Here is a 25,299-nt window from a genome sequence, read left to right on the forward strand (position 1 = left end):
TGTTGACTCTTCGGCGCACAGCGCGCCTATTTCATGATGATCGCGGCAGAAATGCCGACAGATTCCATGAAAACATGGTCGCAAGGTATATGAACTTGAGGAGCGACCAGCATGTTTCGACGCATCATCCTCCTGTCGGCCGTCATGATCGGCCTGCACGCCACCGCCGCAACGGCGCAGAACCTTGTCGTCAACGGCAGTTTCGAAACCAATACGCTTTCGCCGGGTAATTATCGCGACATGCTGGTCGGCAGTCCCGATTTGCCCGGCTGGACGATCATCGGCCCGGCGGGCACGCACATCTCGCAGGTCGACCAGGCCTATGCCGGCAATCCCGGCTACAGCTTTCCCGCACAGGACGGGAAATTATGGGTCGATCTGGCGGGCTATTCGGACAATGCCCCCGACGGCGTCCAGCAAACTGTCGCGACGACGATCGGCGCAAGCTATGATTTCAGCTTCTGGCTGGGCAACGTGACGGGCGGCCAGTATTTCGGGACGCAGAGCCTGGTCAATGTCCTGCTCAACGGGTCGAGCTTTTCCTGCGTGAATACCGTCCAGACGCTGACGACGACATGGCAGCAATGCTCGCGATCGTTCGTGGCGACGAGCGCATTGACGACCTTCAGCATCTCCAACGGCGACCCGTCGTCCGACTATTCGAACGCCATCGACAACGTCGTGCTGCAATTGTCGGCGCGTCAGCCGGGCGGCGTGCCCGAACCGGCGACCTGGGCGACGATCATCATGGGGTTCGGCGTGATCGGCGGCGCTCTGCGGCGGCGTCAGCGGGATATGCCGGCGCTGGCCTAGGCTTCCAACTCCACGTCCCAATACAGCCAGTCCCGCCACGTATCGTGAAGGTAGTTGGGCGGGAAGCTTTTGCCGTGGTCCTGCAACTGCCAACTCGTCGGGCGGATCGGCTCGACGTGGAGGGGCATCTTCGCCTCACGCGGGGTGCGGCCGCCCTTGCGCAGATTGCAGGGCGCGCAGGCGGTCGCGACGTTCTCCCATGTCGTGCGGCCGCCATACGCGCGCGGGATGACGTGATCGAACGTCAGGTCCTTGTGCGTCCCGCAATATTGGCAGCAGAATTTGTCGCGCAGGAACAGGTTGAACCGGGTGAAGGCGGGAAACTGGCTGGGCCGGACATATTGCTTGAGCGCGATAACCGAGGGCAGTTTCAAGCTGGCGGTCGGGCTGCGCACTTCGCGTTCGTAGTGCGAAACGATGTCCACCCGATCCAAAAAGACCGCCTTGACGGCGGTCTGCCACGGCCAGACGGAAAGCGGATAATAACTGAGCGGGGTGTAATCCGCGTTCAGCACCAGGGCCGGGCAACTGTCCGGATGCCGCATCAGGTCGGGATGGAACACGCTAGATCCCCCTCTACTTCCTTATCGGCGCTGAACCCGATTAGGATGACGTGGTGATGACAGCACAGCGCGCGACTCGTGGTCAAGGGCCGGTTTGTTGATAATCTCGCGGTTCGCGCCGAGCCCTACCGGGGCGTTGCATCTGGGCCACGCCTGGTCGGCGGTGCAGGCGCATGATCGCGCCCGGGAGGCGGGTGGCCGGTTTCTGCTGCGGATCGAGGACATTGACGGCACACGCTCGCGCCCTGAACATGTGCAAGGCATCCTGGACGACCTGACGTGGCTCGGGCTGGCGTGGGACGGGCCGGTCGTGTTTCAGTCCGAACGCGTGCCGCTCTACGCCGATGCGCTGGACACGCTGCACGCCAGCGGCCGCACCTATCGCTGCTTCTGCACGCGTGCGGAGATCGAGGCCGACATCGCCGCGGCCGGCCACGCCCCGCACGCCGGCGACAAGCCGCCACCGCATCCTGCCAAGTGCCGCTATCGCAAGCCGCAGGACATCGCCAAGCGGCTGGCGCGGGGCGAGCCGTTCGCGTGGCGGCTCGACATGGAAAACGCCTTCGCGCCCTATTTCGGGATCGGCTGGGCGGACGAGATTGCCGGCATGCAAGTCGCGTGGCCCTTCGCCGCGGGCGACATTGTGCTTTGGCGGAAGGACGCGCCGGCCAGCTATCACTTGGCCGTCGTGGTGGATGACGCCGCGCAGGGCGTCACGCACATCGTGCGCGGGCGCGACCTGTTCGAAGCGACGCATGTCCATCGCCTGCTGCAGGCGATGCTCGGGCTGCCGACGCCAGTCTATCACCACCATCCATTGCTGGTCGGAACGGACGGCGAGCGCCTCGCGAAGCGTCACGGCGCGCCGACGCTCGCCGATCTCCGCACGGCCTATCCCGACGGTCGTGTCCTCGCCGACCAGTTGCGCAGCGGCGCGCTTCCCAAGGGCTATGCAAGCGCCTAAATACACAGCATGACCTTTCTCGCCATCCTGCTCCTCGCCGCGATGCTCGCGACGCTCGCCGCCCTCGTTTACGGCGTGGTGATGTTCCTGAAGAACTCGTCGGCCGAGGTCCACGGCGACGGCCCCAGCGAATATGCGCTCAAGTCGAACAAGGCGATGCAGTTCCGCATCTTCTTCCAGGCGGCCGCGATCCTGATCGTCGTGCTGATCCTGTTCGTCGCCGGGCAGCGTTAAGTCGATGCGCTCATGCGCATGGCGGGCGCTGCGACGTTAAAATGGTCAAACTCACCAAAATTTATACGAAGACCGGCGACGCTGGCACGACCGGGCTTGTCGACGGTTCGCGCGTGTCGAAGGCTGATCCGATCATCGCCGCGATCGGCGATGTCGACGAAGCCAACAGCGCGATCGGGATCGCGGCGACGCTGGCGGAAGAAGAAACCCATGCGGCGCTTGCCCGTATCCAGAACGATCTCTTCGATCTCGGCGCGGACATCGCGACGCCCGATGGGATCGAGGGCGCTTTACGCATCACGCCCGCCCAGGTCGCGCGGCTGGAGCATGAGATCGACGCGATGAACTCGGCGCTCGAACCGTTGACCAGCTTCATCCTTCCGGGCGGCGCGCCGATCGCGGCGCACCTCCATCTTGCCCGCGCAATCGTCCGGCGCGCGGAACGCAGCGCCGTCGCGGCGGATGCCGCCGCGCCGCTCAACCCCGACGCGCTGCGCTACATCAACCGCCTCAGTGACTGGCTGTTCGTCGCCGCGCGCGTGATGAACCAATCGGCGGGTGGCGACGTTCTATGGGTGCCCGGCGCATCCCGCTGATTCTTTTTCCGGGTTGATGATCTCGATCATTGCGGCGGCGTAATTTTGCGCCTACGGAGAACATAATGCGAACGCGGCTGGGCCTTTCACCGACGCCGGGAGCGCTGGCCGAGCGCCTGGCGGTCGTACGCGCGCTGAGCGTGGCGCTGGTCGCGCCGCTGTCCGACGCGGACGCGAGCGTGCAGTCGATGCCCGACGCGTCGCCCGCCAAATGGCACCTCGCGCACACGACATGGTTCTTCGAGACGTTCGTGCTGCGCGATTTCGTGCCCGGCTATGCGCTGCACGACGAACGCTTCCCGTTCCTGTTCAATTCCTATTACGAAGCAGAGGGGCGCCGCCATGCGCGCGACCGGCGCGGGATGATCACGCGGCCGGGGCTCGACGAAGTGCTGGCCTATCGGGCCTATGTCGATAGCGCGCTGGGCGATGCGTTGCCCGATTTGCCGGAAGCGGCCCGCGAACTCGTCCGGCTCGGCTGTCATCATGAGGAGCAGCACCAGGAGCTGCTGCTTACCGATCTGCTCCATCTGATGTCGGAAAATCCGGTCGAGCCCGCAGTCTGGCCCGGCGGACGCAAGGTACCGGTCGCGATGCCAGAGCCTATCCGCTGGATCGAGCGGGACGGCGGGTTGGTCGAGATCGGGCATGACAGTCCCAATTTCGCGTTCGATTGCGAGGGACCGCGACACCAGGCGCTGCTGACGCCCCACGCCATCGCGAACCGCACCGTGACTAACGGCGAATGGGCGGCGTTCATCGCCGATGGCGGCTATGCCGACCCACGCCACTGGCTGTCGGACGGCTGGGCCTGGGTAAGGGCGGAAGGGATCGACGCGCCGCTATATTGGGAAGAGCGCGACGAGGTCTGGACGCGGTTCGGGCTCGACGGCCGCCGCCCGATCGACCCCGCCGCGCCGGTCACGCATGTCAGTTTCTTCGAGGCGGACGCCTATGCGAGCTGGGCCGGCGCACGCCTACCGACCGAAATGGAATGGGAAGCCGCCGCGGCACGTCACGACCCCGATTCCGGCAACCAGCTCGACGCCGCCGGTCCGGTCGAACCACGCCCCTCGCCCGGTGGTCCTGCCTTCTTCGGCGACGTGTGGGAATGGACCGGCAGCGCGTACCGTCCCTATCCCGGCTTCAAGCCCGCCGAGGGTGCGGTCGGCGAATATAACGGCAAGTTCATGAGCGGACAGTTCGTGTTGCGCGGCGGGTCGTGCGCGACCCCGCGCGGCCATGCCCGCGCGAGCTACCGCAACTTTTTCTATCCTCATCAACGCTGGCAATTCACCGGCGTGCGGCTCGCGAAAGACATCTGATGCTCAAGCAGGAAATCGAGGACGGTACGCGCAGCTTTGCGGACCCTGCCTTTCGCGCCGATGTGATCGACGGGCTAACGCGCCGCCCGCGCGCGATTCCCGCGCGGTGGTTTTACGACCATCGCGGGTCGGAGCTGTTCGAGGCGATCACCGATTTGCCCGAATATTATCCGACGCGCACTGAAACCGCGCTGCTGCGGTCGGTCGCCGGCGAGGTCGCCGAGAAGGTCGGCGCGGGTCGTGCGGTGGTCGAGTTCGGGTCCGGCTCGTCGACCAAGACGCCGATCCTGCTCCAGGCGGTCGATCCCGCCGCTTATGTCCCGATCGACATTTCGGGCGACTTCCTGCGCGAATCGTCCAGGGCACTGGCCGAACGCTTTCCCGGCCTGCCGGTCTTCCCGGTTGAGGCCGATTTCCTCAAGCCGATTCCGTTCCCGCCGCAGGTCCGCGACTTGCCCAAGCTCGGCTTCTTCCCCGGCTCGACGATCGGCAACATGATCCCGCTGTCGTCGGCCGATCTGCTCCGCGCGATGCGGGCGTCGCTGGGGGAAGGCGCGATGCTGCTGATCGGGATGGACCGGATCAAGGATGTCGGCGTGCTCGAGGCCGCGTATGACGATGCGCAGGGCGTGACCGCGGCGTTCAACCTCAACCTGCTCGAACGGATCAACCGCGAGCTGGACGGCACGATCCCCATCGACGCGTTCCGCCATCGCGCGATCTGGAACGATGACCGCGCGCGGATCGAGATGCACCTGGAGGCGACGCGGGACGTGACCTTCACGGTCGAGGGCCGCCCCTTCTCGATCGCGGCAGGTGAGACGATCCACACCGAGAACAGCCACAAATACGGCCCGCGAGACGCCCGCATCCTGCTCCGCGCGGGCGGCTGGACCCCCATCGCCGAATGGACTGATCCCGCAGACCAGTTCGCCCTCTACCTCGCCGAAGCGCAGGCCCCGCGCCCCGCGCCCTAGCAGTCTGGGCCAAACCAGCTATTGGCTGCTCGCAAATCGAAGGAGCGAGCAATGCACACAGTCGGCGTGATCGGGGCGGGACAGATGGGCGCGGGGATCGCGCAAGTGACGGCGCAGGCCGGTTATCGCGTGCTGCTCGCCGATGTGAGCAAGGAGCGCGCCGATGCGGGCAAGTCCGGCATCGCCCGTCAGCTCGCCCGGGCGGTCGAAAAGGGCAAGCTCGACGCCGCTGCGGCGGATCAGGCGCTCGCCAAGATCGAGACGATCGACGGCCCTGCCGGCATGGCCAAGTGCGACCTGATCATCGAGGCCGCGACCGAGCGCGAGGAAATCAAGCGCGCGATCTTCGCCGAAGTCGGCAAGGTGATGACCACGTCCGCGATCCTGGCGTCGAACACCTCGTCTATTCCGATCACCCGCCTCGCCCAGGCCAGCCCCGATCCGGCGCGGTTCATCGGCGTGCATTTCTTCAATCCCGTCCCGGTGATGGGCCTGATCGAGATCATCGTGGGCTTGGCCACCAGCAACGCGACCGTCGCCGCGATCGAAGCCTATGCCGCTGCGCTGGGCAAACAGGTAGTGCGCGCCAACGACGCACCGGGCTTCATCGTCAACCGCGTGCTGATGCCGATGCTCAACGAAGCGTGCTTCGCGCTTGGCGAGGGCGTCGCGACGATCAAGGACATCGACCTCGCCTGCCAACTCGGGCTCAACCATCCGATGGGGCCGCTGACGCTCGCCGATTTCATCGGCCTCGACACGTGCCTGGAGATCACGCGCGTGCTGTTTGAAGGGACCGGCGACCCCAAATTCCGCCCAGCGCCGGTGCTGGTCAAATATGTCGAGGCCGGCTGGTTCGGCCGCAAGACGGGCCGCGGCTTCTATGACTATTCGGGCGCCGAGCCGGTCCCGACGCGGTGACGGCAGCATGACTATCTACGACGTTATCGGGTTGAGCGGCACGTTGGTAATGCTCGTCACTTACGGGTTGACCGTGCTCGGCAAGATCGATCCGCAGCGTGCGCCTGCGCTCGCCGGTAATTTCTTTGGCGCGGGCGCGGTGCTGATCAGCCTTTCCCACGACTTCAACCTGTCCGCTGCCGTGATCGAGAGCGCCTGGGCGCTGATCGCCGCGATCGGCCTGATTCGCCTAGCGCTGAAGCGCTAGGGAATCAGCATCCCCGCCAGCGCCGCCGACATCAGGTTGGCAAGACTCCCCGCCGCCAGCGCGCGCAAGCCCAGCTTCGCAATCATTGGCCGCTGGTTCGGCGCGAGGCTGCCGGTCGAGGCCATCTGGATCGCGATCGACGAGAAATTGGCGAACCCGCACAACGCGAACGTCACCACGGCGGTTGTGTGCGGCGAGAGGTTCTTCATCTGGCCGAGGTCGATGAACGCGACGAATTCGTTGAGCACGACCTTCGTCCCGAACAACTGGCCCGCCGCCCCGGTCTCCGCCCAAGGAACGTTGAGTAGGTACATAACCGGCGCGAAGATATAACCGAGGATCAGCTGGAAGCTCAGCTCGGGATAGCCGAACCAGCCGCCGATGCCGCCAAGGATACCGTTGGCCAGCGCCACCAGCGACACGAACGCCAGCACCATCGCCGCCACCGCGACCGCGATCTTGACGCCGGTCTGCGCGCCCGACGCCGCGGCCATGATGATGTTGGCGGCGCGCTCCTCCTCGGGATGGCCGTCCGCCAGCCGCACCGCTTCGTCCTCCTGCGCCAGCACCGCCGCATGATCCTCCAGCGGAAGTTCGTCCTCGCGCGAAGACGGGATGTCGTCGGGCATGATCAGCTTGGCCATCAGCAATCCGCCCGGCGCCGACATGAACGACGCGGCGAGCAGGTACGGCAAAGCGGTCGGCCCGAGCAGGAGCGCGTAGGCCGCGAGGATGGTCCCCGCCACACCCGCCATCCCGACCGACATCACCGCGAACAGTTGCGACGGCGTCAGCGCCGCCAGGTACGGCCTGATCACCAGCGGCGCTTCCGACTGACCGACGAAGATGTTGGCCGCCGCGCACAACGATTCGACCTTGCTGACGCCGATGACCTTCTCGATCGCGCCGCCGACCCAGCGCACGATCAACTGCATCAGCCCGATATGGTAGAGCACCGCGACTAGCGCCGCGAAGAAGATGATCACCGGCAACGCGCCCATCGCGAACGAATTGCCGAACTTGGGGTCGGTCGCGAGCGCACCGAAGATCAGGTTCGTGCCTTCGTGCGCGTAGCCGAGCAGCGCGGTCACGCCCTCGGCCATCTTGCTGATCACCATTTTACCGGCCGGCACATAGAGCACCAGCACCGCCATTAACGCCTGCAACGCGAACGCCGCCCCGACGACGCGCAGGCGGATCGCCTTGCGGTTGGACGACAGCAGCAGCGCAATCGACAGGATGACGACGATACCGGCCAGGCCGATCAGGATACGCATGAAATCTTGGCCCCCGGGCTTTCGTTCTTGATCATGGTTATGGCGGCAAAAAATCCGGCTGCCCAGCCCCGCCCGCGACGCTGATTGTAAGCTGAGGTTAATGTTCGGAGGATCAGCTTCTTGGATGCGGACGCCGCGCTTCCCCTGCGCGATCCACGCCCGCTTAGGGAGTGAAGCGATGAACCACACGGCCAAGATGATGGCGATGGCGACAACCGTGCTGATCGGCGGAGCGTCAGCCAGCCCGGCGCTTGCGGCGGACAATGCGATGAAGGTGTGCGGCGCGAAATATCAGGCGGCGAAGGCGGCCAAGACGATTCCCGCCGGCGAAACCTGGAACCAGTATCTTGCGCAATGCCGGAGCACGCTGCCCAAGCCAGCCGCCAAGCCGGGCCAGCCGACCGCCGCGCAATCCGCGATGTACGCCCGCGAACGCCAGTGCGGCGCGCAATGGCGAGCCGACAGCGCCGCCAAGAAAGTCCCCGCCGGCCAGACCTGGCCGCAATATTGGAGCGCCTGCAACAAACGGATGAAGTAGGCACGCTCGACCTTCCCTCACCCCGTCACCCATGCCTTGATCCGGGATCCCGCTTTTTCGTCGGACGCAAGAGAGCGGGATGCCGGATAGAGTCCGGCACGACGGGTTGAGGTGACCAGAGCCTGTTCGTTTGACGCGCGCGCGTTTCCCGCTAGCGTCGGCTTCCATGGAAACACCCGCCCCCGCGATCCCGCGTTCGCTTTTCGTCTTTTCGATCCTTTACGGCGGCATGGTCTGCATGGCGGGCGTGCTAGGGGTGAAGCAGGTCGCGCTGGGACCGCTCGCGGTCGAGGCGGGCATCTTCGGGTTCCTGATCCTCGTCGTGCTGTCGAGCGCGGTCGCCGAACTGCACGGGCAGAAAACCGCGACCGCGCTGGTCCGCTTCGGTTTCGTGCCTTTATTCACCTCCGCGGCCCTGATCCAGCTCGTGCTCGCGCTGCCGCACGATCCGGGCATGTACCCACCCGCGATCGACGCCTTCCCGATCGTCGTCGGGCAAAGCGTGCGGATGATGCTCGCGGGGTTCATCTCCTACGGCATTTCGCAGACGCTAAACGTCTTCATCTTCGGCAAGCTGAAGGGCAAGGAAGGCCAGGGCCGCCTCGTCTGGTTCCGCGGCATGGTGGCGAGCGTGATCAGCCAGATCGTCGACACCGTGCTGTTCATCTCCATCTCCTTCTATGGCGAGCGCCCGATCCTGGGGCTGATGGAAGGACAAATGCTGACCAAGGTCGTGTTGTCGATTGTCCTCGTGCCGTTCCTGATCACCGGCTTCGTCGCACTGGGCCGCTGGCTGGACGGAACCCGCGCACCGGCCGAGGGCCTAGCCCCCTGACTGGCAATGGTCGTGATCGCCTGGAGAAGCCCGCTGGCAAGAAACGCAGCGCAGTCGCGTAGCCGAAGCTACACGCAAGCAAGTGACGTCGTCCAGCGGGCTTCTCCGGGCGACCGCGAAGCGGCGGGCCGATTTTGGCGCTGGGCGGCGTCGCTCGTCGGTCACGATGCACTACGGCATCGCTCTCTCCTCGCTTCTTGCCCAACACCAAAATCGGCTCCGTCACGGCCGTTGCCAGTCAGGGGGCTAGGCCCTAACGGGCGCGCATGACCGACCACAGCCCCTCGCCGGCGCTCCTCGCCAAGGCCGAAACGCTCGTCGAGGCCTTGCCCTACCTGCAGCGCTACGCCGGGCAGACCTTCGTCGTGAAATATGGCGGCCACGCGATGGGCGACCCGGAGGCGCAGCGTGACTTCGCCGAGGACGTGGTGCTGCTCAAGGCGGTCGGCATCAACCCGGTGGTCGTGCACGGCGGCGGGCCGCAGATCGGATCGATGCTCAAGCGGCTGGGGGTCGAATCGAGCTTCGTCGGCGGCCTGCGCGTCACCGACGCCGCCACCGCCGAGGTCGCGGAAATGGTGCTGGCGGGCAAGATCAACAAGGAAATCGTCGGCTGGATCGCCGCGCTCGGCGGCCGCGCGGTCGGTATTTCGGGCAAGGACGCCAATCTGGTGCTCGCCGAAAAGGTCACCGGCCGCGAACCCGATCCCAATTCGGGGATCGAGCGCCATGTCGATCTGGGCTTTGTCGGCGAACCGGTGAAGGTCGACCCGACGATCCTGACCAACCTGGCGAAGGACGGGTTCATCCCGGTCGTCGCGCCCGTCGCGTTGGGTGCGGACGGCGCGACCTACAACATCAACGCCGACACGATGGCCGGCGCGATCGCCGGCGCATTGGGCGCGACGCGCTTCTTCCTGCTGACCGACGTCGCGGGCGTGCTGAACAAGGCGGGCGACCTCCAGACCGATCTCGATCGCGCCAGCATCGAGGCGCTTAAGGCCGACGGCACGATTTCGGGGGGCATGATCCCCAAGGTCGACACTTGCGTCACCGCGGTTGAGGCCGGGGTCGAAGCCGCCGTCATCCTCGACGGGCGGGTGCCGCACGCGATGCTGCTGGAAATATTCACCCGGCGCGGCGCAGGCACGCTGGTAAGGGCGTAACGACCGCCCTATATGACTAATACACCGGTCGCACGGAGAGTCCCTTGATTACGATATTGCAGATCCTTCAGCTTATTCTCGACATCGTGTGGTGGATCATCGTCGTCCAGGCGGTGATGTCCTGGCTGATCGCGTTCAACGTCATCAACACCTATAACGACACGGTCCGCGCCATCTGGGTGGCGCTGCAGCGCATGACCGAGCCGCTCTATCGCCCAATCCGCCGTATCATGCCCGATTTCGGCGCGCTGGACCTGTCGCCTCTGGTCGTGCTGCTCGTCATCGGCATCCTGTCGCGGATCGTCATCCCCAACATCGCCTCGTGGTATCTCAGCCAGGGCGCGCTCTGACCGGCTGGCGGACGACCGCCGACGGCATCGAGATCGCGGTGCGCGTGACGCCGCGATCGTCGCGCGAGGCGCTGGAGCCCGGCCCCGGCCACGCGATCGCGCGGCTCAACGCGCCGCCCGTCGATGGCGCCGCCAACGCCGCCTTGATCGCCCTCGTCGCGGGTCACTTCGGCGTAGCGAGGCGCGCGGTAAGGCTGATCGCCGGGGATCGCGCCCGTTTGAAGCGCGTGTCGATCGCGGGCGATGCCGAAGCGCTGGCGCGGATCGCCGCCACGCTCTATCAGCCGGGGCATGACGGCTAGGATCATCGACGGCAAGGCATTCGCGCTGGGCTTGCGCGAACGGATCGCGGCACAGGTCGCGCAGTTTCGTGAGGCGGCAGGGCGCACGCCGGGCCTCGCGGTCGTACTGGTGGGCGAAGACCCTGCCTCCGCCGTCTATGTCCGTTCCAAGCACAAGGCGACCATCGCCGCGGGGATGGAGAGTTTCGAGCATAAGCTCCCTGCCGACACCGCGCAGGATGACCTGCTGGCGCTGATCGACACGCTCAACGCCGATCCGGCGGTCGACGGCATCCTCGTCCAGCTTCCGCTCCCCGATCATATCGATGAGCGCGTCGTCACCACGCGGATCGATCCCGACAAGGACGTGGACGGCTTCCATCCGGTCAATGCCGGACGGCTGGCGACCGGTTTGTACGGCTTCGTGCCCTGCACCCCGCTCGGCTGCCTGATGCTCTTGAAGGACCAGATCGGCGACCTGGCGGGGCTCGACGCGGTCGTGATCGGGCGGTCGAACATCGTCGGCAAGCCGATGGCGGCGCTGCTGACGAAGGAAAGCTGCACCGTCACCGTCGCCCACTCGAAGACCCATGACCTGTCGAGCGTGGTCAAGCGCGCCGACATCGTCGTGGCGGCGGTCGGACGGCCGGAAATGGTCAAGGGCGACTGGATCAAGCCCGGCGCGACCGTGATCGACGTCGGCATCAACCGGACGGATAGCGGCCTGGTCGGCGACGTTGATTTCGCCGGCGCGATGCAAGTGGCGGGCGCGGTGACGCCGGTGCCGGGCGGGGTCGGGCCGATGACGATCGCGGTGCTGCTCCGGAATACATTAGTGTCAGCGCACCGGCGCGAGGGCGTGGCGTACGACAAGGACGCGCTGTGATGCGCTCAACGATCGCGCTCGTTGCGATCCTCCTCATCGTTCGTGCTGAGTCCGTCGAAGCACGTGATCAAAGCGGTTCGCCTACCACACGCCCTTCGACAAGCTCAGGGCGAACGGGTGAGCCGACACCCATCGACGCCGAGCGCGCCTTCGCCGCCGACGCGAAGACGCTGGGGCAATGGACCGCCTTCCGCAAATGGTCGACCGACGACGCGGTGATGTTCGTGCCGCAGCCGGTCAACGCGCACGGCTTCCTGAAGGACCGCAAGGACCCGCCCAAGGCGATCGATTGGTGGCCGACCGCGAGCTACATTTCGTGTGACGGCAAAGTGGCCGTCAACACCGGCGGCTGGAAACGACCTGACGGCGCCGTCGGATACTTTTCGACCGTGTGGGTGCGGCAGCCGGATGGCGGCTGGAAATGGGTCGTCGATGGCGGCGACGGGTTGAAAGACGCACGTCCGATTCCATCGCGAATCAAAGTGCAAGTTGCTTCCTGTAAGAATACCAAAAAAGCCTATTACGAAGGGCTGTTCTTTGAGGGCGAGGATGGCGGCGGCGCATCGCCAGATCATACGATATCGTGGTATTGGAGAGTGTCGCCGGATGGCTCGCGCGTTTTCGAAGCGAGACTCTGGAACGGGAAGAAGCGGAACTCTGTCATCGGTGACGCTATAACCGGATCGCCAGCTAACAAATGATCGAACTCTACCTCTCCGCCTTCGTCACGTTCTTTGTCGTGATCGATCCGCCGGGCTGCGCGCCGATCTATGCGGGGCTGACCAACGGTGCGACGCCGGCCGCGCGGCGGGCGATGGCGATCCGCGCCACGGTCGTCGCGGCTATCATCCTGTTCGTGTTCGCCGCGGTCGGCGAAGCGATCCTGCATGCGCTCGGCGTCAGCCTCCCCGCGTTCAGCATCGCGGGCGGGATCATGCTGTTCCTGATCGCGCTGGAAATGGTGTTCGAGCGCCGCACCGAACGCCGCGAGGACCGCGCCGCCAAGGTCGCCTCGACGCCGGAGGTCGAGGACGTGTCGATCTTCCCGATGGCGATGCCGATGATCGCCGGACCCGGCTCGATCGCCAGCGTCATGCTCACGATGAGCCGCAATCACGGGTTGGAGCGCGTCGCGATCGTGCTCGCCGCGCTGGCGACGATTCTAGCACTGACGTTGGTCGCCCTGCTCGCCGCCGGGCCGCTGATGAAGCTGCTCGGCGCGCGCGTGGAATCGGTCATCACGCGCATCCTCGGCGTGCTGCTCGGCGCACTGGCGGTTCAGTTCGTGATCGACGGCCTCAGCAAGGCGTTCCACGTCACCTGATGCGGAACAGCCGGAGCGGCGAGTTCTTCGGCAACGGCAACGGCTCCAGGAACGCGAACTGCTCGCCCTTCGCCAGCCGGTCGTAGAACCCGCCCGGATTGCGCGCGCGATAGATGGTCGATTCGGGCATGTTCGGGCAAACCAGCAGGTAATTCGCGCCGTGCCGTGCGGCGGTCGCTCGAAACTCGTCGGGCGATCGGCCGAACGCATGCTGGACGTCGAGGATCGCTTCGCCGTTTCGATGATACGGCCCCGCCACCGCCTTGTGGTGCGAGATGGTGATGATCCGCGGCCCCAGATCGACGAAGCTGAACATCACGCCCGGCGGATAGCGGTTGAGCGCGATCATCGCGTTGTAGGACGGGCAGCGCGCAGCGGCGCTGTTGATCGTCTGGCTGCGCTTGTCGGGCTTGTCGATCGGCAGGAACTGGATCGACCAGGCGGCGAACGCGCCCGACGCGGCGATCACCACCGCGACGGTCCCGAACACGCGGACCAGCATGTTGCCACTGCCCAGCGTCAGCGGCACCGCGATCCAGATCAACGCCGCCGCGCCCGGCACCGCCAGCATCTGCGCCGCCGGCCCGGCGCGCGTCTGCCACAGCAGCATCAGGCACGCGAACAGCGTGAACAGCGCGACCGCCACCCAGCCGACCATGTTCGGCGCGCGATTGTCGAACGCGCGCTTCGCCGCGACGAACGCGCCGAGCAGGCCGATCAGCGGCAAGGTCACGATGGGGAACGCCGTGCGGAACGGATGGGTATACACCGGCTTCGCCTCGCGCACGTTGTTCAGCCAGTTCTTGGCGAGTTCGTCCGAAACTTGTTCGGGCCGGCCCAGGCATTGCGGGAACAGCAGGACGAACCCCGCGACGATCACCGCTCCCGCCGCGACGGCCAGCCCCAGCCGCACCCAGCGGTTCGCCGCATTGAGCCGCGCCAGCGCGAACAGCAGCGCGCCCGCAACGACCATCACGCAGAGATATACCGGCGTCAGCGCGTCGCAGCGCATCACGCTATTGGCGTAGGACGCGAACGCCGCGTAGCCGAGCGCGGTCCCGCCGCCGAGCGCGAGCGCATAACCCTGCACCCGCGGCGACTCCGCCCGATCCCAGATCCATTGCAGGGTGATGATCGCCCCCGCCATCGCTGCGTACGGCATCATCTCGAGCCCGATCGACAGGCTAACCGCGCTCGCCGCACCGACGATCGCGCCGCCCCGCGCGCCTTTCGGGTCGGACAGGCCCGCCACGGTCAGGCTCAGCATCGCGAGCTGCCAGCCGTGATGGTCGATCCGCTCCGGCGCGAACATCAGGATCGTCGAGGTACAGGCGAACGCCAGCAGTGCGATCGCCAGCGGCCAGGCATGCCGGTCGATCAGCAGCCGCGCGGTCGTGCCCAGCCCCAGGAACGCGATCGACAGCGGGAGAAGCGGCGCGATCCCGCACGCTATCCGCTCCGCCTCGGGCGTGCCGACGAACGGTCGCAGCAACAGGATCAGCCCGGCGATCGGCAAGTCGACCAGCCGTGTCCAGTGGATGTCGAACCCGCCCGGCGGATTGAGCTGGTAATCGCGCAGGTCGTACCAGCCCTGCCCCGCGAGGAAAGCGCGCACCTGCATCAGCCGCATATTGTCGTCGGTATCGCCCAGCCCGAGCGACTGGATGCGCGGCCAGTCGGTCGCGACGGACCAGACCGCAAACAGAAACCACGCGAGCAAGGCGTAGCGCATCCAGTGACGGTCGACATCCTCGGCCAGGGCCGCCATGCGCTTTTCAAAACTCGTCAAAATGCTTCCCTCGCGACCCTCGCCGCATTAGTGCGGCGCACGGTTTCTAGGCAAGCGTGTGACGGCAATCCTCAAACAATTCGACGCAATGCGAGCGAGCGGCGTGCTCGGCCAGCTTATCCGCTTCGGCATCGCGGGCGTGATCTCGACCGTGATCTATTCGGCGGTCTACCTGCCGCTAGCCTGGTGGGTGTTCACCGGCAACAAGGCAGTGATCGCGGTGCCGCCGGCGTTTCTGGTCGCGGTGACTGCGGGATTCTTCCTCCACTCGGCGTGGAGCTTCAAGGGGCACGGAACGCGCGACAATAGCGGGAAGCAGCACGGCAAGTTCCTGCTCGTCCAGGGCTTCGGGCTGGTGCTCAACGCACTGTTCACCTGGATCATCACCGGGCCGCTGTTCCACGGACCGGCATGGCTGCCGCTGATCCCGATCGTGACGATCACGCCGCTCGCGACCTTCGCGCTCAACCGCCAGTGGGTATTCGGATAAGATGGACCGTATCGTTTACGACCGCATGGCGGAGCATGATTCGACGCATTGGTGGTACACCGCGCGCCGCGACATCCTGCACGATTACGTCGCACGCTATGCGGACTTGCCGAAGGATGCGCGCATTCTCGAAATCGGTTGCGGCACCGGGCACAACATCCCGATGCTCCAGCAATTCGGTACGGTCGATGCGATCGAGATCGACGCGGCGGCGCGCGATATCGCCGCGAAACGCCTCGGCAAACCGGTCAGCGATGCGCCGTTGCCGTCGCTGCCGGGGATCGAGCGTGGCGCCTACGACATGATCGCTGTGCTCGACGTGGTCGAGCATATCGAGGACGACGTCGCTGCACTGAAGGCGATGAAGGAATGCCTGAAGCCCGGCGGCAAGATCCTGATCGCGGTGCCGGCGCATCAATGGATGTGGTCGGCGCACGATGTCGTGAACCATCATCATCGCCGCTATTCGAAGGCGAGCCTGAAGGCGGCGATCGACGCAGCGGGGCTGGCGCCGAAAAAGTTGGGCTATTTCAACTCGCTGCTGTTCCCCGTCGCCGCCGCGGCGCGCGTCGCAGGCCGGCTGACCGGTCGCGACGACAGCGACGATTCGCCGCCGGCCAAGCCGCTCAACAAGGCGTTCGAGGCGATCTTCCGGTTGGAGCGCCACATGGTCGGCCGTATGCCGATGACGCCGGGCGTGTCGATCCTGACGCTGGCGATACCAAAGGGCTGAGCGCCTATTCCGCTGCCTTCGGCTGCTCGACGGGATCGGGCGCAGTCGGCGCGACGGTGATGTTGTGCCCGTCACCCGCGCGATAGCCGAGCTTGGCCGTGCCCTTCACCGGTCCGGCCACGTCCGACACCAGATAAAGCGGCCGACGCTTCGCCTCGACATAGAGCCGCCCGAGATATTCCCCGATCAGGCCGAGCACGAACATCTGCACCGATCCCAGCAGCACGACGACGAACATGGTCGACGTCCAGCCCGGCACCGTGCTGCCCCGCAGGAAACCATAACCGATATAGAGCAGCAGCAGCACCGACGCTCCGCCTAGCGCCACGCCGAAATGGCTCGCGAGCGTCAGCGGCTTGGTCGAAAACCCCGTCATCGCGTCGAACGCGAGCCGCAGCATCTTCGACAACGGATAATTGGTCTCGCCCGCGAACCGCTCCGCGCGGTCATAGGGGAACGGCACCTGGCGGAACCCGACCCATGCCACCATCCCGCGAATGAAGCGCGCCTGTTCGGGCAAGCTCAGGAACGCGTCGAGCGCACGCCTGCTCATCAGCCGGAAATCGCCGGTGTCGAGGGGGATCGGCGTGTCGGTAACGCGGTCGAGCAACCGGTAGAACATCGCGGCGGTCGCCTTCTTGAAGAAGGTCTCGCCCTCGCGCTTGCGGCGCACGGCATAGACGACGTCGGCCTGTTCGCGCGCCATCATGCCACGCATCTCGCCGAGCAATTCGGGCGGATCCTGCAGGTCGGCATCGATGATCAGGATCTGCTCGCCCGCGCATAGATCGAGTCCGGCCGTCAGCGCGAGTTGATGCCCGTGGTTGCGCGACAGGTTGATCGCCACCAGCCGGGGGTCTTCTGCCGACAGCCGCTGCATGATCGGCCAGCTGTCATCCTTCGATCCGTCATTGATCAGCACGAGTTCGTAATCCTCGCCGACCTCGGCCCTGGCGGCGGCGCTGACACGCGCGTGGAGCTGCGGCAGCGACAAAGCTTCGTTGTAGCAGGGAACGACGATCGAGAGTTGCGGTCGGTGCATGGCGGCGCTCCTTAGGCGTCTCGGTCGCCCGCGTCATCGGGTTTCGTCATCGGCGCGGCGGCGCCCCCGCGCGCCTGTTCCTTGCGGCGCCGGAGGTTGGCGCGAAGCTGCGCGGCGAGGCGAGCGGCTTTCTCGTCGGTTGCTGGCATGGGGTGAGCCTAAAGCGTTTTACCGACAGGCGGAAGCTCGGCTATCGCCACGGGCGATGACCGCGCCGACCCTTCGTTCGTTCGCCTGGCGCGCCGCCGTGATCGTCGCCGCCGTCGCGTCGGTCGCGTGGTTCTTCCGCTTCCACATCGCATCAGGATTCACGCGTTTTTCGGGCGACAGTTATGACGGCATGATCGAGGTTTCGATCCTGCAGCATTGGGACAATGTCTTCCACGGGGTCGAGCCGTGGAACCGCATGGCCTATTTCCAGCCCGCCGCGAACTCGCTTGGCTATAATGATGGCTACCTGCTTTATGGCCTGATTTACAGCATCGCACGCACCGCCGGTTTACCGCTGGTGGCGGCGGCGGAGATCGTCAACGTGACGATGAAGCTGATCGGGTTCGCCGGCATGTATGCGTTCCTGCGCCGCCGGGCAGAGGTTCGCAGAGGCTGGGCGTTGTTCGGCGCGGTGCTGTTCACGATCGCCGACCTCACGCTCATCCACGTCAACCACGCCCAGTTGCTGACGATCGCGCTGGCGCCGATCGCGGGCTATTGGGCATGGGGCGCGATCGAGGCGCTCGATCGCGGCGACCGACCCGGCCTGCTGCGCAACGGGCTGGCGTTCGTCGCTATCTTCGCAGTCTGGATCAGCACGGCCTATTACACCGCGTGGTTCTTCGCCTTCTTCCTGCTGGTGATGCTGATGCTGCGCCTGGCGTCCGGGCGCGACGCGCGGCGACAGGTCTTCGCGGCGGCGCACCACCTGCGCGGCGGTCTGGCGATCATCGGTGTAGCCGCGCTGATCCTGCTCGCTCCCTTCCTGGCCGTCTATGTCAGTAAGGCGCTCGAGACCGGATCACGCGGTTTTACCGGCGTGTCGCGCACGACCCTCACGCTACCGGCCATGGTCGACCCCGGCGCGAACAACGCGATCTGGTCGTGGCTGCTGCATGGCGGCGCGGGGCAGGACATGGTGTTCGGCGTGTTGCCGATTCTGCTCATCGTCGCTCTGATCGCAATCGTTCGCGCGATGCGCCTGAAGACGCCGTTGACCGCCTGGCGGCTGGTCGCGCTGGCGCTCGGGGTGAGCTGGCTGCTGGTGCTGCGGATCGGCCCCGTGACGCCGTGGTATGCCATGCATTTGATCCCCGGCGCGTCTGCGCTGCGCGTGATCGGGCGGTTCCAACTCGTGTTGCTGGTGCCGTGCATCGCGCTGGCGGCACGCTTCCTGGACCGGATGAAGGGGCGATGGTCCGCTTCCCTGCTCGCCACGGCGCTGATCGCCGAGCAAGCCGCCGGAACCGACGCGCCCGTGCGGCTCGACCAGTCGCAGCAACTGGCGATGATCGCGACCATGCCAGCACCGCCACCGCTCTGCCGCTATTTCGTCATCCGCTCGGGCCGCCCCTATCCCTATCCGGTGCAGGACCCGAAGAACGACGCGATCTACGCGCACAATGTCGATGCGATGGTGCTGGCGGAGGTTTACCGCCTGCCGATGCTCAACGGCTTTTCCAGCTTCAACCCGCCCGGCTGGGACTTCACCGATCCCGCGCGTGCCGATTTCCCCGATCGCGCCCGCGCCTATGCCGCGCGCTACGGCCTGGGCGACGTGTGCATGCTCGATCGCCAGCATGGGAACATCTGGACACAGCTATAACCGGGCTTTGTCATGGCCCGCGGCTGGGCTATCTCCACCCACACGATGCCTCATCTCTACCTTGTCGATGGCTCCGGCTACATCTTCCGCGCCTATCACCAGCTGCCGCCGCTGACCAACCGACACGGAGTCCCGGCGGGGGCCGTCTATGGCTATACGGCGATGCTGTGGAAGCTCGCCGACGCGCTCGACAAGGCAGAGGGGCCGACTCACCTCGCAGTGGTGCTCGACAAGGGGTCGCATACGTTCCGCAACGACCTCTACGACAAATACAAGGCGCAGCGCCCGCCGCCGCCAGAGGACCTGATCCCGCAATTCCCCCTGATCCGCGAAGCCACGCGCGCGTTCAGCCTGCCGTGCATCGAGCAGGAGGGGTTCGAGGCCGACGACATAATCGCCACCTACACCATGCGCGCAGTGGCGGCGGGGTGGGACGTCACCATCGTCAGTTCCGACAAGGACCTGATGCAGCTCATCGCCCTGCCCGGTGTCGACATGCTCGACACGATGAAGAACGAACGGCGCGGCGCGCCCTACGTGCACGAAAAGTTCGGCGTGCGGCCCGACCAGCTCGGCGACGTGCTCGCGCTGATGGGCGATGCGGTCGACAACGTGCCGGGCGTGCCGGGCATCGGGGCGAAGACCGCCGCCAAGCTGATCGGCGAATATGGCGATCTCGACGCCGTTCTCGCCGCCGTGCCCGGCATGAAGCCATCGAAGATGCGCGACAATCTGATCGAGCATGAGGAAATGGCGCGGTTGTCGCGTCAGCTCGTGGCGCTGCACACCGAGACCGACGTGCCGCTGACGCTCGACGAACTGAAGCTGGAGGGCATCCCGCCTGAACCCCTGCGCGCCTTTCTGGAGGACCAGGGGTTCAAGACCATGCTGTCGCGCATGGCCGCGCATGCGCCGGGCCGCGAGACCGCCGATCCCGTCGCCGCGGCGGTCGGCGAGGTCGCGGCGGCGACCCCGGACTTCGTCGACCTGCCCCCGATCGACTGCCACGCGTACGAGACGGTCACGACGATCGAACGGCTCGAGGCGTGGGTCGCGGAGAGCCGTGCCAGCGGCACGATCGCGATCGATACCGAAACCGACTCGCTCGACGCGATCGCCGCCAATTTGGTCGGCATCTGCCTGGCGACGAAGCCGGGGCGTGCCTGCTACATTCCGATCGCACACCGGTCGAGCGACGACATGTTCGGCGAAGTGCCGCCGCAACTGCCGCTTGCCGACGTGGTGCGGCTTCTTAAGCCGCTGCTGGTCGATCCCGGCGTGCTCAAGATCGGGCACAACATCAAATACGACCTGAACGTACTGATCCGCCACGGTCTCGACGTGTCGCCGATCGACGACACGATGGTAATGAGCTTCGACCTCGACGCCGGCCAGAGCCTTGCAGGGCACGGCATGGACGAGGCCGCCCACGCCGTCCTCGAACACACCTGCATAAGCTTCAAGGACGTGACCGGCACCGGCAAGAAGGCGATCAGCTTCGCCCAGGTGCCGCTCGACCAGGCGACCCGGTATGGCGGCGAGGACGCCGACGTGACGTGGCGGCTGTGGACGCGATTCAAGCCGCGGCTCGCCTATGAAGGCGCGACGCGCGTGTACGAGATGGTCGACCGACCGCTGATCCGGGTCGTCGCGGGCATGGAGCGCGCCGGGATCAAGGTCGATCGCGACCAACTCTCACGCCTCTCCGGCCAGTTCGCGCAGGAGATGGCGCGGCTGGAGGAAGCGATCCAGGCCGAGGCGGGCCAGCCCTTCCAGATCGGATCGACGCAGCAATTGGGCGCGATCCTGTTTGACAAGATGGGGCTGAAGGGCGGCAAGAAGGGCAAGTCCGGCGCCTATTCAACCGACGTCACCGTGCTCGAAAAGATGAAGGCGGAGGGCGTCGCGATCGCAGGGCTGGTGCTCGACTGGCGTCAGCTGTCGAAGCTCAAGTCGACCTACACCGACGCACTACAGGCGCAGATCGACCGCGACACCGGCCGCGTCCACACCAGCTACAGCCTGACCGGCGCGCAGACCGGGCGCCTGTCCTCGACAGACCCGAATTTGCAGAACATCCCGATCCGCACTGAGACCGGCCGACAGATCCGCGACGCCTTCATCGCCGAACCCGGCCATGTGATCCTGGCCGCAGACTATTCGCAGATCGAGCTGCGCCTCGCCGCGCACATGGCCGACGTGCCGCCATTGCGCGACGCTTTCCTGCGTGGCGAGGACATCCACGCCGCAACCGCCAACGAACTGTTCGGCGAGGTCAATCGCGACACGCGCGGCCGCGCCAAGACGATCAACTTCGCGATCCTCTACGGCATTTCTCGCTGGGGTCTGGCGTCGCGGCTGGAGATCGACCCGGACGAGGCGCAGGCGATGATCTCCCGCTATTTCGAGCGGTTTCCCGGCATCTCGGCGTACATCAATGAAACGCTCGAGGGCGTGCGGCGTCTGGGCTACACTCAGACCCTGTTCGGGCGGAAGACGTGGTTCCCGCAGATCAAGGCCTCGATCCAGCATATCCGCCAAGGCGCCGAGCGCGCCGCGATCAACGCGCCGATCCAGGGCACGTCGGCCGACATCATCAAACGCGCGATGGCGCGGATGGGCCCAGCACTGAGCGAAGCGGGAGTGACGGGCACGAAGATGCTGCTCCAGGTCCATGACGAACTGGTGTTCGAAGTCCCGGACGACGAGGTCGAGGCTGCCAAGCCGGTGATCGAACACGTCATGGCGACCGCCGCCGAACCGGCCGTGAAGCTCAACGTCCCGCTTGGGATCGAGATTGGCACCGGGCCGAGCTGGGGTGCGGCGCACTAGATGACGGGCGTTGGAATTTTTCTCGCCACCCCGGCGAATGCCGGCGTCCGGCGACCAGCCACACGCGACGCTACCCTAGCCTTCGCCGGGGTCGCGCTCACGAAAGTGCGTCGTGGCTGAAACCCCTTCCGACATCGGCACGCTCGCTAAGGGCGGCCGCACCAATATCGGCGGGTTCGCCATCCGGCTGATCGCGCGGATGCCGTTCCTGTTCATCGCGGGGCGGATGTACGGCCCGGACGCGGTGGGGCGCTACGCGCTCGCGGTGGTGGTGATCGAACTCGGCGCACTGATCGCGACATTGGGGCTAAAGCGCGGGCTGGCGCTCGCGCTGGCTGAAGGACCAGAAGGGCGCGGTGATGCCGGGACGGTGTGGGATGCGCTGCTCCTCGCGCTGATCGCCGCGCTGGCGATCGGTGGGCTGCTGTTCGCTTTCCCGCAAGCCATGTTCCCCGACGGCGTCACCGACGGCTTCGATCGCTGGTTCGCGCTGACGATCATTCCGATCGCGCTGTCCGACGTATCGCTTGCCGCGCTAGCCTATCGCCGCAACATCGCGGCGTCGGTGACGGCGCGCGCGATCGTCGAGCCTTGGACGATTTCGGTCGCGGTCCTGGTCTATTATTACATCGCGCGCGGCGACGGTTTGATGCTCGCTTATATGACCGCGCTGACCGCGGCGATGGTCGCGTCGCTGATCCCGATGATCCGCAGCTATGGCCGCCCGCACGGCTGGCGCCCGCATCTGGGACGCGTCGCGGCGATGGCGCGGCGCAACGCGCCGCTGGCCGGAGCCGAGACGATCGAATGGGGCACGCGCAACGTCGACCGCTTCATCCTGGGCGTGATGTTCGAGCCCAAATATGTCGGCATCTACTACATGGCGCAGCAGATCAGCTCGATACCGCAGAAACTGAAATCGAGCTTCGACCCGATCCTCGGCCCCGTCATTACTCAGAGCCTGGCGAAGGACGACCGCGCCGCAATCGCGCAGCAAGTCCGCCAGGTCGGGTTCTGGATCATGTCGGCGCAGGCGATCGTCGCACTGATGGGGTCGATTCCGGGCCAAGCGGTGATGGGGCTGATCGGCCCGCAATTCGTCGCGGGCACCGCCGCGCTCGGCTTCCTGTTGTGGGGAGAGGTGCTGGCGACGCAAGGCGCGGTCAGCGAAGCCGCGCTCGTCTATATGGCGCGGCACCGCAACCTGATGATCTCGATCTTCATGCTTGCGTTCCAGATCGGCCTCAGCTTCGCGCTGATCCTCGTGATGCGCCGCATGGGCTGGCCGACCAACTACCAGGCGGCAGGCCCCGCACTGGCGCTGTTGCTGTCACTGACACTCACCTCGCTGATCAAGGCGAGCGTGCTGCGCCGGATGCTCGGCGCGCCGGTAATGGCGTGGCGCTGGTCGTTCCTGGCGGCGATCGGCGCGTCGGTCGTGGTCGGGACCTTGTTCACGCTGCTGCCGAAGCGGTTCGAATGGGCGGAACTGGTGTTCGGCGAACCTGCTTTGGTGGCGGCGTTCCTGTTTGTCGTGTGGCGCTACGCGTTCAAGGCCGAGGACCGGACCCTGTTCCAGAAACTGCCCGGCGCTGGGCGACCCGACACGGTCTAGCTAGAGCGTCGGCCCCGACACCGCGCGGCGAGTCTTGACCGGCACATCCTTGAACAGTTTGGCGAGCGTTGCGCTGCGTGCGTCCTCATTGGCGTAATCGCGCGCCGACTTGCCGGCCAGATAGTCCTTGCGATCAGGATCGGCGCCGCCGTCGAGCAGCGTGCGGACCATTTCCTCGTCGCGACGCAGCACCGCCTTGATCAGCGGGGTCTGTCCACCTTCGCCGACGAAGTTGGGGTTGGCCTTGCCCTTCAGCAGGATCGGGATCAGGCCGGCGAAGCCGCGATCAACCGCGACGATCAGCGGCGTGTTGCCTGCATTGTCCTTGATGTTGGGATTGGCGCCCTTGGCGAGCAGATAGCTGATGTAGCGCGAGTCGTTGCGCTTTGCGACGATGTGCAAAGCGGTTTCGCCGGTCGTCACATCCTGCGTGTCGATGATCCGCGACCCGGGTTTGGCGAGTATCTTATCGACATCGGCCCCCTTGTCCTCGCGAACCGCATTGAGGAATTCATAACCCGGGGAGCCCTTCAGCTGCGCGACGGCTGGAACCGAGGCAACGATCAGGACGCCGGCGAGGGCGAGGCGGAGAAACGAAGGGGCCATGAGCGAATACCTTGGAAGGGAGCGGCTAACTTGCGTCTCCGCCCCTAAAGGATCAAGGCTGGCGCCGCGATGAATTTTTCCCGAATGTCGATCGTTGTGGCGCTGGCGCTGGCGAGTTGCACGTCGCCGCCGCCCCCGCTGGCCGGTGCGAAGATCGGCGGTCCCTTCGCGCTGACCGACCAGAACGGCAAGACGGCCACCGACAAGAGCTTCGCCGGCAAATACCGGATCATGTATTTCGGCTATACTTTCTGCCCGGACGTGTGCCCAACCACGGCGCAGACGATCGGCGCGGCGATGCGCAGTCTCGACAAGAGCGACCCCGCTTTGTCGGCCAAGGTCGTGCCGGTATTCGTGACGATCGACCCGGAACGCGACACGCCCAAGGTGGTCGGCCAGTTCGTCCGCGCTTTTTACCCGCGCTTCGTCGGGCTCACCGGCAGCCCCGCGGTGATCAAGGCGGTAGCGCGCGAATATGGCGTGTTCGCCACCAAGGGGAAAACCACCCCGGGCGGCGGCTATCTGGTCGATCACAGCAACGCCGCCTATCTGATGGATCCCGACAACAAGCCGATCGCATTGCTCCCGACCGACGAAGGAGCCGAAGCGACCGCCGACGAGATCAAGCGCTGGGTCAAATGACCACGGACAGGTTCTGGGAAACGAAGGCGCTGGCCGAACTCGACCGCGGCCAATGGGAGGCTTTGTGCGACGGCTGCGGCAAATGCTGCCTGCACAAGCTGGAGGACGATGAGTCCGGCGAGCTCTATCCGACCAACGTCGCGTGCAAGTTGCTCGATCGCCGCACGGCGCAGTGCAAGGATTACAAGAACCGCCGCAAATTCGTGCCCGATTGCGTGCGGCTCGACATTGACAACGTCTTCACGACCGAATGGCTGCCATCGACTTGCGCGTATCGGCTACGCTCGAACGGCGAGAAGCTGCCCGACTGGCATTATCTGGTATGTGGCGACCGCGAAGCGGTGCATCGCGCGGGCGAATCGACGCGCGGCTGGACGGTCAGCGAGGACGATGCCGGCGACCTCGAATTCCACATGGTCGATCGTAAGTTGTGAACC

General features: G+C 65.7%; 29 protein-coding genes. 23 read left to right on the forward strand and 6 right to left on the reverse strand.

Annotated elements, in window-relative coordinates:
* Positions 1–111: 111 nt before the first annotated feature.
* Positions 112–813, forward strand: coding sequence for a PEPxxWA-CTERM sorting domain-containing protein (locus J0J06_RS09145; RefSeq protein ID WP_294041248.1), 702 nt, complete (start codon positions 112–114; stop codon positions 811–813).
* Here J0J06_RS09145 and J0J06_RS09150 read toward each other — a convergent pair.
* The gene (locus tag J0J06_RS09150; protein WP_294041250.1) at positions 810–1,376 is read right to left on the reverse strand and encodes an HNH endonuclease; all 567 of its coding nucleotides are present in this window, start codon (positions 1,374–1,376) and stop codon (positions 810–812) included. The two genes, J0J06_RS09145 and J0J06_RS09150, sit on opposite strands and share 4 nt — an antisense overlap.
* A 94-nt stretch (positions 1,377–1,470) precedes the next feature.
* Here J0J06_RS09150 and gluQRS point away from each other — a divergent pair, with 94 nt between their 5' ends.
* The 7 genes from gluQRS (at position 1,471) to J0J06_RS09185 (ending at position 6,640) form a co-directional block, all read left to right on the forward strand.
* Positions 1,471–2,340 carry a tRNA glutamyl-Q(34) synthetase GluQRS gene (gene gluQRS, locus J0J06_RS09155; protein WP_294041252.1) on the forward strand — a complete coding sequence of 290 codons (870 nt, stop codon included), beginning with the start codon at positions 1,471–1,473 and terminating at the stop codon, positions 2,338–2,340.
* Between the two features lie 9 nt (positions 2,341–2,349).
* Positions 2,350–2,574: a twin transmembrane helix small protein gene (locus J0J06_RS09160; protein WP_294041254.1), complete on the forward strand. Its 225-nt coding sequence runs from the start codon at positions 2,350–2,352 to the stop codon at positions 2,572–2,574.
* Between the two features lie 41 nt (positions 2,575–2,615).
* The gene (locus tag J0J06_RS09165) at positions 2,616–3,170 is read left to right on the forward strand and encodes a cob(I)yrinic acid a,c-diamide adenosyltransferase (protein ID WP_294041256.1); all 555 of its coding nucleotides are present in this window, start codon (positions 2,616–2,618) and stop codon (positions 3,168–3,170) included.
* A 65-nt stretch (positions 3,171–3,235) separates the two neighbouring features.
* Entirely contained in the window at positions 3,236–4,495 is a 1,260-nt protein-coding gene (gene egtB, locus J0J06_RS09170; protein ID WP_294041258.1) for an ergothioneine biosynthesis protein EgtB, read from the forward strand.
* Positions 4,495–5,472, forward strand: a complete 978-nt coding sequence (gene egtD, locus J0J06_RS09175) for an L-histidine N(alpha)-methyltransferase (RefSeq protein ID WP_294041260.1) — start codon at positions 4,495–4,497, stop codon at positions 5,470–5,472. The genes egtB and egtD overlap by 1 nt, the downstream gene beginning before the upstream one ends.
* A 51-nt stretch (positions 5,473–5,523) precedes the next feature.
* On the forward strand, positions 5,524–6,393 hold the full coding sequence (locus J0J06_RS09180; RefSeq protein WP_294041263.1) for a 3-hydroxybutyryl-CoA dehydrogenase: 870 nt from the start codon (positions 5,524–5,526) through the stop codon (positions 6,391–6,393).
* A gap of 7 nt (positions 6,394–6,400) precedes the next feature.
* Positions 6,401–6,640: a hypothetical protein gene (locus J0J06_RS09185; RefSeq protein ID WP_294041264.1), complete on the forward strand. Its 240-nt coding sequence runs from the start codon at positions 6,401–6,403 to the stop codon at positions 6,638–6,640.
* Here the strand turns inward: J0J06_RS09185 and J0J06_RS09190 are convergent.
* A complete protein-coding gene (locus J0J06_RS09190) occupies positions 6,637–7,917 on the reverse strand; it encodes a nucleoside transporter C-terminal domain-containing protein (RefSeq protein ID WP_294041266.1) in 1,281 nt (426 codons plus the stop codon). The two genes, J0J06_RS09185 and J0J06_RS09190, sit on opposite strands and share 4 nt — an antisense overlap.
* A gap of 178 nt (positions 7,918–8,095) precedes the next feature.
* Between J0J06_RS09190 and J0J06_RS09195 the strand changes: the two genes are divergently transcribed.
* The 8 genes from J0J06_RS09195 to J0J06_RS09230 all read left to right on the forward strand — a co-directional run bounded on the left by J0J06_RS09195 (position 8,096) and on the right by J0J06_RS09230 (position 13,297).
* Positions 8,096–8,455, forward strand: coding sequence for a hypothetical protein (locus J0J06_RS09195; protein ID WP_294041268.1), 360 nt, complete (start codon positions 8,096–8,098; stop codon positions 8,453–8,455).
* Positions 8,456–8,621: 166 nt separating this feature from the next.
* Entirely contained in the window at positions 8,622–9,290 is a 669-nt protein-coding gene (locus J0J06_RS09200) for a queuosine precursor transporter (protein ID WP_294041269.1), read from the forward strand.
* 266 nt (positions 9,291–9,556) lie between these two features.
* Positions 9,557–10,456 carry an acetylglutamate kinase gene (gene argB, locus J0J06_RS09205; protein ID WP_294041272.1) on the forward strand — a complete coding sequence of 300 codons (900 nt, stop codon included), beginning with the start codon at positions 9,557–9,559 and terminating at the stop codon, positions 10,454–10,456.
* Between the two features lie 44 nt (positions 10,457–10,500).
* Positions 10,501–10,806: a YggT family protein gene (locus J0J06_RS09210; RefSeq protein ID WP_294041274.1), complete on the forward strand. Its 306-nt coding sequence runs from the start codon at positions 10,501–10,503 to the stop codon at positions 10,804–10,806.
* Positions 10,779–11,108 carry a DUF167 family protein gene (locus tag J0J06_RS09215; RefSeq protein WP_294041276.1) on the forward strand — a complete coding sequence of 110 codons (330 nt, stop codon included), beginning with the start codon at positions 10,779–10,781 and terminating at the stop codon, positions 11,106–11,108. The genes J0J06_RS09210 and J0J06_RS09215 overlap by 28 nt, the downstream gene beginning before the upstream one ends.
* Positions 11,098–11,973, forward strand: coding sequence for a bifunctional methylenetetrahydrofolate dehydrogenase/methenyltetrahydrofolate cyclohydrolase FolD (gene folD, locus J0J06_RS09220; protein WP_294041277.1), 876 nt, complete (start codon positions 11,098–11,100; stop codon positions 11,971–11,973). The genes J0J06_RS09215 and folD overlap by 11 nt, the downstream gene beginning before the upstream one ends.
* A complete protein-coding gene (locus J0J06_RS09225; RefSeq protein ID WP_294041279.1) occupies positions 11,973–12,674 on the forward strand; it encodes a hypothetical protein in 702 nt (233 codons plus the stop codon). Before folD ends, J0J06_RS09225 begins: the two co-directional genes overlap by 1 nt.
* Entirely contained in the window at positions 12,671–13,297 is a 627-nt protein-coding gene (locus J0J06_RS09230; protein ID WP_294041281.1) for a MarC family protein, read from the forward strand. The genes J0J06_RS09225 and J0J06_RS09230 overlap by 4 nt, the downstream gene beginning before the upstream one ends.
* On the opposite strand, the gene J0J06_RS09235 is transcribed toward J0J06_RS09230, so the two are convergent.
* Positions 13,290–15,065 (reverse strand): AcrB/AcrD/AcrF family protein, encoded by a 1,776-nt coding sequence (locus tag J0J06_RS09235; RefSeq protein WP_294042453.1) that lies wholly within the window; start codon positions 15,063–15,065, stop codon positions 13,290–13,292. The genes J0J06_RS09230 and J0J06_RS09235 overlap by 8 nt on opposite strands.
* 109 nt (positions 15,066–15,174) lie before the next feature.
* Here J0J06_RS09235 and J0J06_RS09240 point away from each other — a divergent pair, with 109 nt between their 5' ends.
* Both J0J06_RS09240 and J0J06_RS09245 read left to right on the forward strand, forming a co-directional pair.
* Complete coding sequence (locus J0J06_RS09240) at positions 15,175–15,576, forward strand: GtrA family protein (RefSeq protein ID WP_294042455.1); 402 nt, start codon at positions 15,175–15,177, stop codon at positions 15,574–15,576.
* Position 15,577: 1 nt separating this feature from the next.
* A complete protein-coding gene (locus tag J0J06_RS09245) occupies positions 15,578–16,309 on the forward strand; it encodes a class I SAM-dependent methyltransferase (protein ID WP_294041283.1) in 732 nt (243 codons plus the stop codon).
* 4 nt (positions 16,310–16,313) lie between these two features.
* Here J0J06_RS09245 and J0J06_RS09250 read toward each other — a convergent pair whose 3' ends face one another.
* Together J0J06_RS09250 and J0J06_RS09255 are read right to left on the reverse strand one after the other, a co-directional pair.
* Complete coding sequence (locus tag J0J06_RS09250; RefSeq protein ID WP_294041285.1) at positions 16,314–17,351, reverse strand: glycosyltransferase family 2 protein; 1,038 nt, start codon at positions 17,349–17,351, stop codon at positions 16,314–16,316.
* A gap of 11 nt (positions 17,352–17,362) precedes the next feature.
* Positions 17,363–17,500, reverse strand: a complete 138-nt coding sequence (locus tag J0J06_RS09255) for a hypothetical protein (RefSeq protein WP_294041286.1) — start codon at positions 17,498–17,500, stop codon at positions 17,363–17,365.
* A gap of 56 nt (positions 17,501–17,556) precedes the next feature.
* Between J0J06_RS09255 and J0J06_RS09260 the strand changes: the two genes are divergently transcribed.
* From J0J06_RS09260 to J0J06_RS09270, 3 genes are all read left to right on the forward strand, one after another.
* A complete protein-coding gene (locus J0J06_RS09260; RefSeq protein WP_294041288.1) occupies positions 17,557–19,167 on the forward strand; it encodes a hypothetical protein in 1,611 nt (536 codons plus the stop codon).
* A 45-nt stretch (positions 19,168–19,212) separates the two neighbouring features.
* Positions 19,213–21,999: a DNA polymerase I gene (gene polA / locus J0J06_RS09265; protein WP_294041290.1), complete on the forward strand. Its 2,787-nt coding sequence runs from the start codon at positions 19,213–19,215 to the stop codon at positions 21,997–21,999.
* Positions 22,000–22,111: 112 nt separating this feature from the next.
* Positions 22,112–23,614 (forward strand): lipopolysaccharide biosynthesis protein, encoded by a 1,503-nt coding sequence (locus J0J06_RS09270; protein WP_294041292.1) that lies wholly within the window; start codon positions 22,112–22,114, stop codon positions 23,612–23,614.
* Here J0J06_RS09270 and J0J06_RS09275 read toward each other — a convergent pair whose 3' ends face one another.
* Positions 23,615–24,220 carry an ankyrin repeat domain-containing protein gene (locus J0J06_RS09275; RefSeq protein WP_294041293.1) on the reverse strand — a complete coding sequence of 202 codons (606 nt, stop codon included), beginning with the start codon at positions 24,218–24,220 and terminating at the stop codon, positions 23,615–23,617.
* Positions 24,221–24,304: 84 nt separating this feature from the next.
* On the opposite strand from J0J06_RS09275, the gene J0J06_RS09280 reads away from it, so the two are divergent.
* On the forward strand, positions 24,305–24,862 hold the full coding sequence (locus J0J06_RS09280; protein WP_294041295.1) for an SCO family protein: 558 nt from the start codon (positions 24,305–24,307) through the stop codon (positions 24,860–24,862).
* Positions 24,859–25,296 carry a YcgN family cysteine cluster protein gene (locus tag J0J06_RS09285; protein ID WP_294041297.1) on the forward strand — a complete coding sequence of 146 codons (438 nt, stop codon included), beginning with the start codon at positions 24,859–24,861 and terminating at the stop codon, positions 25,294–25,296. The genes J0J06_RS09280 and J0J06_RS09285 overlap by 4 nt, the downstream gene beginning before the upstream one ends.
* Positions 25,297–25,299 lie beyond the last annotated feature (3 nt).

It is taken from the genome of Sphingomonas sp., from assembly GCF_017304615.1.
Classification (GTDB): Bacteria; Pseudomonadota; Alphaproteobacteria; order Sphingomonadales; family Sphingomonadaceae; genus Sphingomonas.

What these genes read in the sequence shown, in the direction of transcription:
- J0J06_RS09230 (WP_294041281.1), top strand. Translation starts at nt 12,671, where the DNA reads ATGATCGAACTCTACCTCTCCGCCTTCGTCACGTTCTTTGTCGTGATC.
- J0J06_RS09255 (WP_294041286.1), bottom strand. Translation starts at nt 17,500, where the DNA reads ATGCCAGCAACCGACGAGAAAGCCGCTCGCCTCGCCGCGCAGCTTCGC.
- egtD (WP_294041260.1), top strand. Translation starts at nt 4,495, where the DNA reads ATGCTCAAGCAGGAAATCGAGGACGGTACGCGCAGCTTTGCGGACCCT.
- J0J06_RS09235 (WP_294042453.1), bottom strand. Translation starts at nt 15,065, where the DNA reads ATGGCGGCCCTGGCCGAGGATGTCGACCGTCACTGGATGCGCTACGCC.
- J0J06_RS09160 (WP_294041254.1), top strand. Translation starts at nt 2,350, where the DNA reads ATGACCTTTCTCGCCATCCTGCTCCTCGCCGCGATGCTCGCGACGCTC.
- J0J06_RS09225 (WP_294041279.1), top strand. Translation starts at nt 11,973, where the DNA reads ATGCGCTCAACGATCGCGCTCGTTGCGATCCTCCTCATCGTTCGTGCT.
- egtB (WP_294041258.1), top strand. Translation starts at nt 3,236, where the DNA reads ATGCGAACGCGGCTGGGCCTTTCACCGACGCCGGGAGCGCTGGCCGAG.
- argB (WP_294041272.1), top strand. Translation starts at nt 9,557, where the DNA reads ATGACCGACCACAGCCCCTCGCCGGCGCTCCTCGCCAAGGCCGAAACG.
- J0J06_RS09250 (WP_294041285.1), bottom strand. Translation starts at nt 17,351, where the DNA reads ATGCACCGACCGCAACTCTCGATCGTCGTTCCCTGCTACAACGAAGCT.
- J0J06_RS09195 (WP_294041268.1), top strand. Translation starts at nt 8,096, where the DNA reads ATGAACCACACGGCCAAGATGATGGCGATGGCGACAACCGTGCTGATC.
- folD (WP_294041277.1), top strand. Translation starts at nt 11,098, where the DNA reads ATGACGGCTAGGATCATCGACGGCAAGGCATTCGCGCTGGGCTTGCGC.
- J0J06_RS09165 (WP_294041256.1), top strand. Translation starts at nt 2,616, where the DNA reads ATGGTCAAACTCACCAAAATTTATACGAAGACCGGCGACGCTGGCACG.
- J0J06_RS09180 (WP_294041263.1), top strand. Translation starts at nt 5,524, where the DNA reads ATGCACACAGTCGGCGTGATCGGGGCGGGACAGATGGGCGCGGGGATC.
- J0J06_RS09275 (WP_294041293.1), bottom strand. Translation starts at nt 24,220, where the DNA reads ATGGCCCCTTCGTTTCTCCGCCTCGCCCTCGCCGGCGTCCTGATCGTT.
- J0J06_RS09285 (WP_294041297.1), top strand. Translation starts at nt 24,859, where the DNA reads ATGACCACGGACAGGTTCTGGGAAACGAAGGCGCTGGCCGAACTCGAC.
- J0J06_RS09245 (WP_294041283.1), top strand. Translation starts at nt 15,578, where the DNA reads ATGGACCGTATCGTTTACGACCGCATGGCGGAGCATGATTCGACGCAT.
- J0J06_RS09190 (WP_294041266.1), bottom strand. Translation starts at nt 7,917, where the DNA reads ATGCGTATCCTGATCGGCCTGGCCGGTATCGTCGTCATCCTGTCGATT.
- J0J06_RS09185 (WP_294041264.1), top strand. Translation starts at nt 6,401, where the DNA reads ATGACTATCTACGACGTTATCGGGTTGAGCGGCACGTTGGTAATGCTC.
- J0J06_RS09280 (WP_294041295.1), top strand. Translation starts at nt 24,305, where the DNA reads ATGTCGATCGTTGTGGCGCTGGCGCTGGCGAGTTGCACGTCGCCGCCG.
- J0J06_RS09260 (WP_294041288.1), top strand. Translation starts at nt 17,557, where the DNA reads ATGACCGCGCCGACCCTTCGTTCGTTCGCCTGGCGCGCCGCCGTGATC.
- J0J06_RS09145 (WP_294041248.1), top strand. Translation starts at nt 112, where the DNA reads ATGTTTCGACGCATCATCCTCCTGTCGGCCGTCATGATCGGCCTGCAC.
- J0J06_RS09240 (WP_294042455.1), top strand. Translation starts at nt 15,175, where the DNA reads ATGCGAGCGAGCGGCGTGCTCGGCCAGCTTATCCGCTTCGGCATCGCG.
- J0J06_RS09200 (WP_294041269.1), top strand. Translation starts at nt 8,622, where the DNA reads ATGGAAACACCCGCCCCCGCGATCCCGCGTTCGCTTTTCGTCTTTTCG.
- polA (WP_294041290.1), top strand. Translation starts at nt 19,213, where the DNA reads ATGCCTCATCTCTACCTTGTCGATGGCTCCGGCTACATCTTCCGCGCC.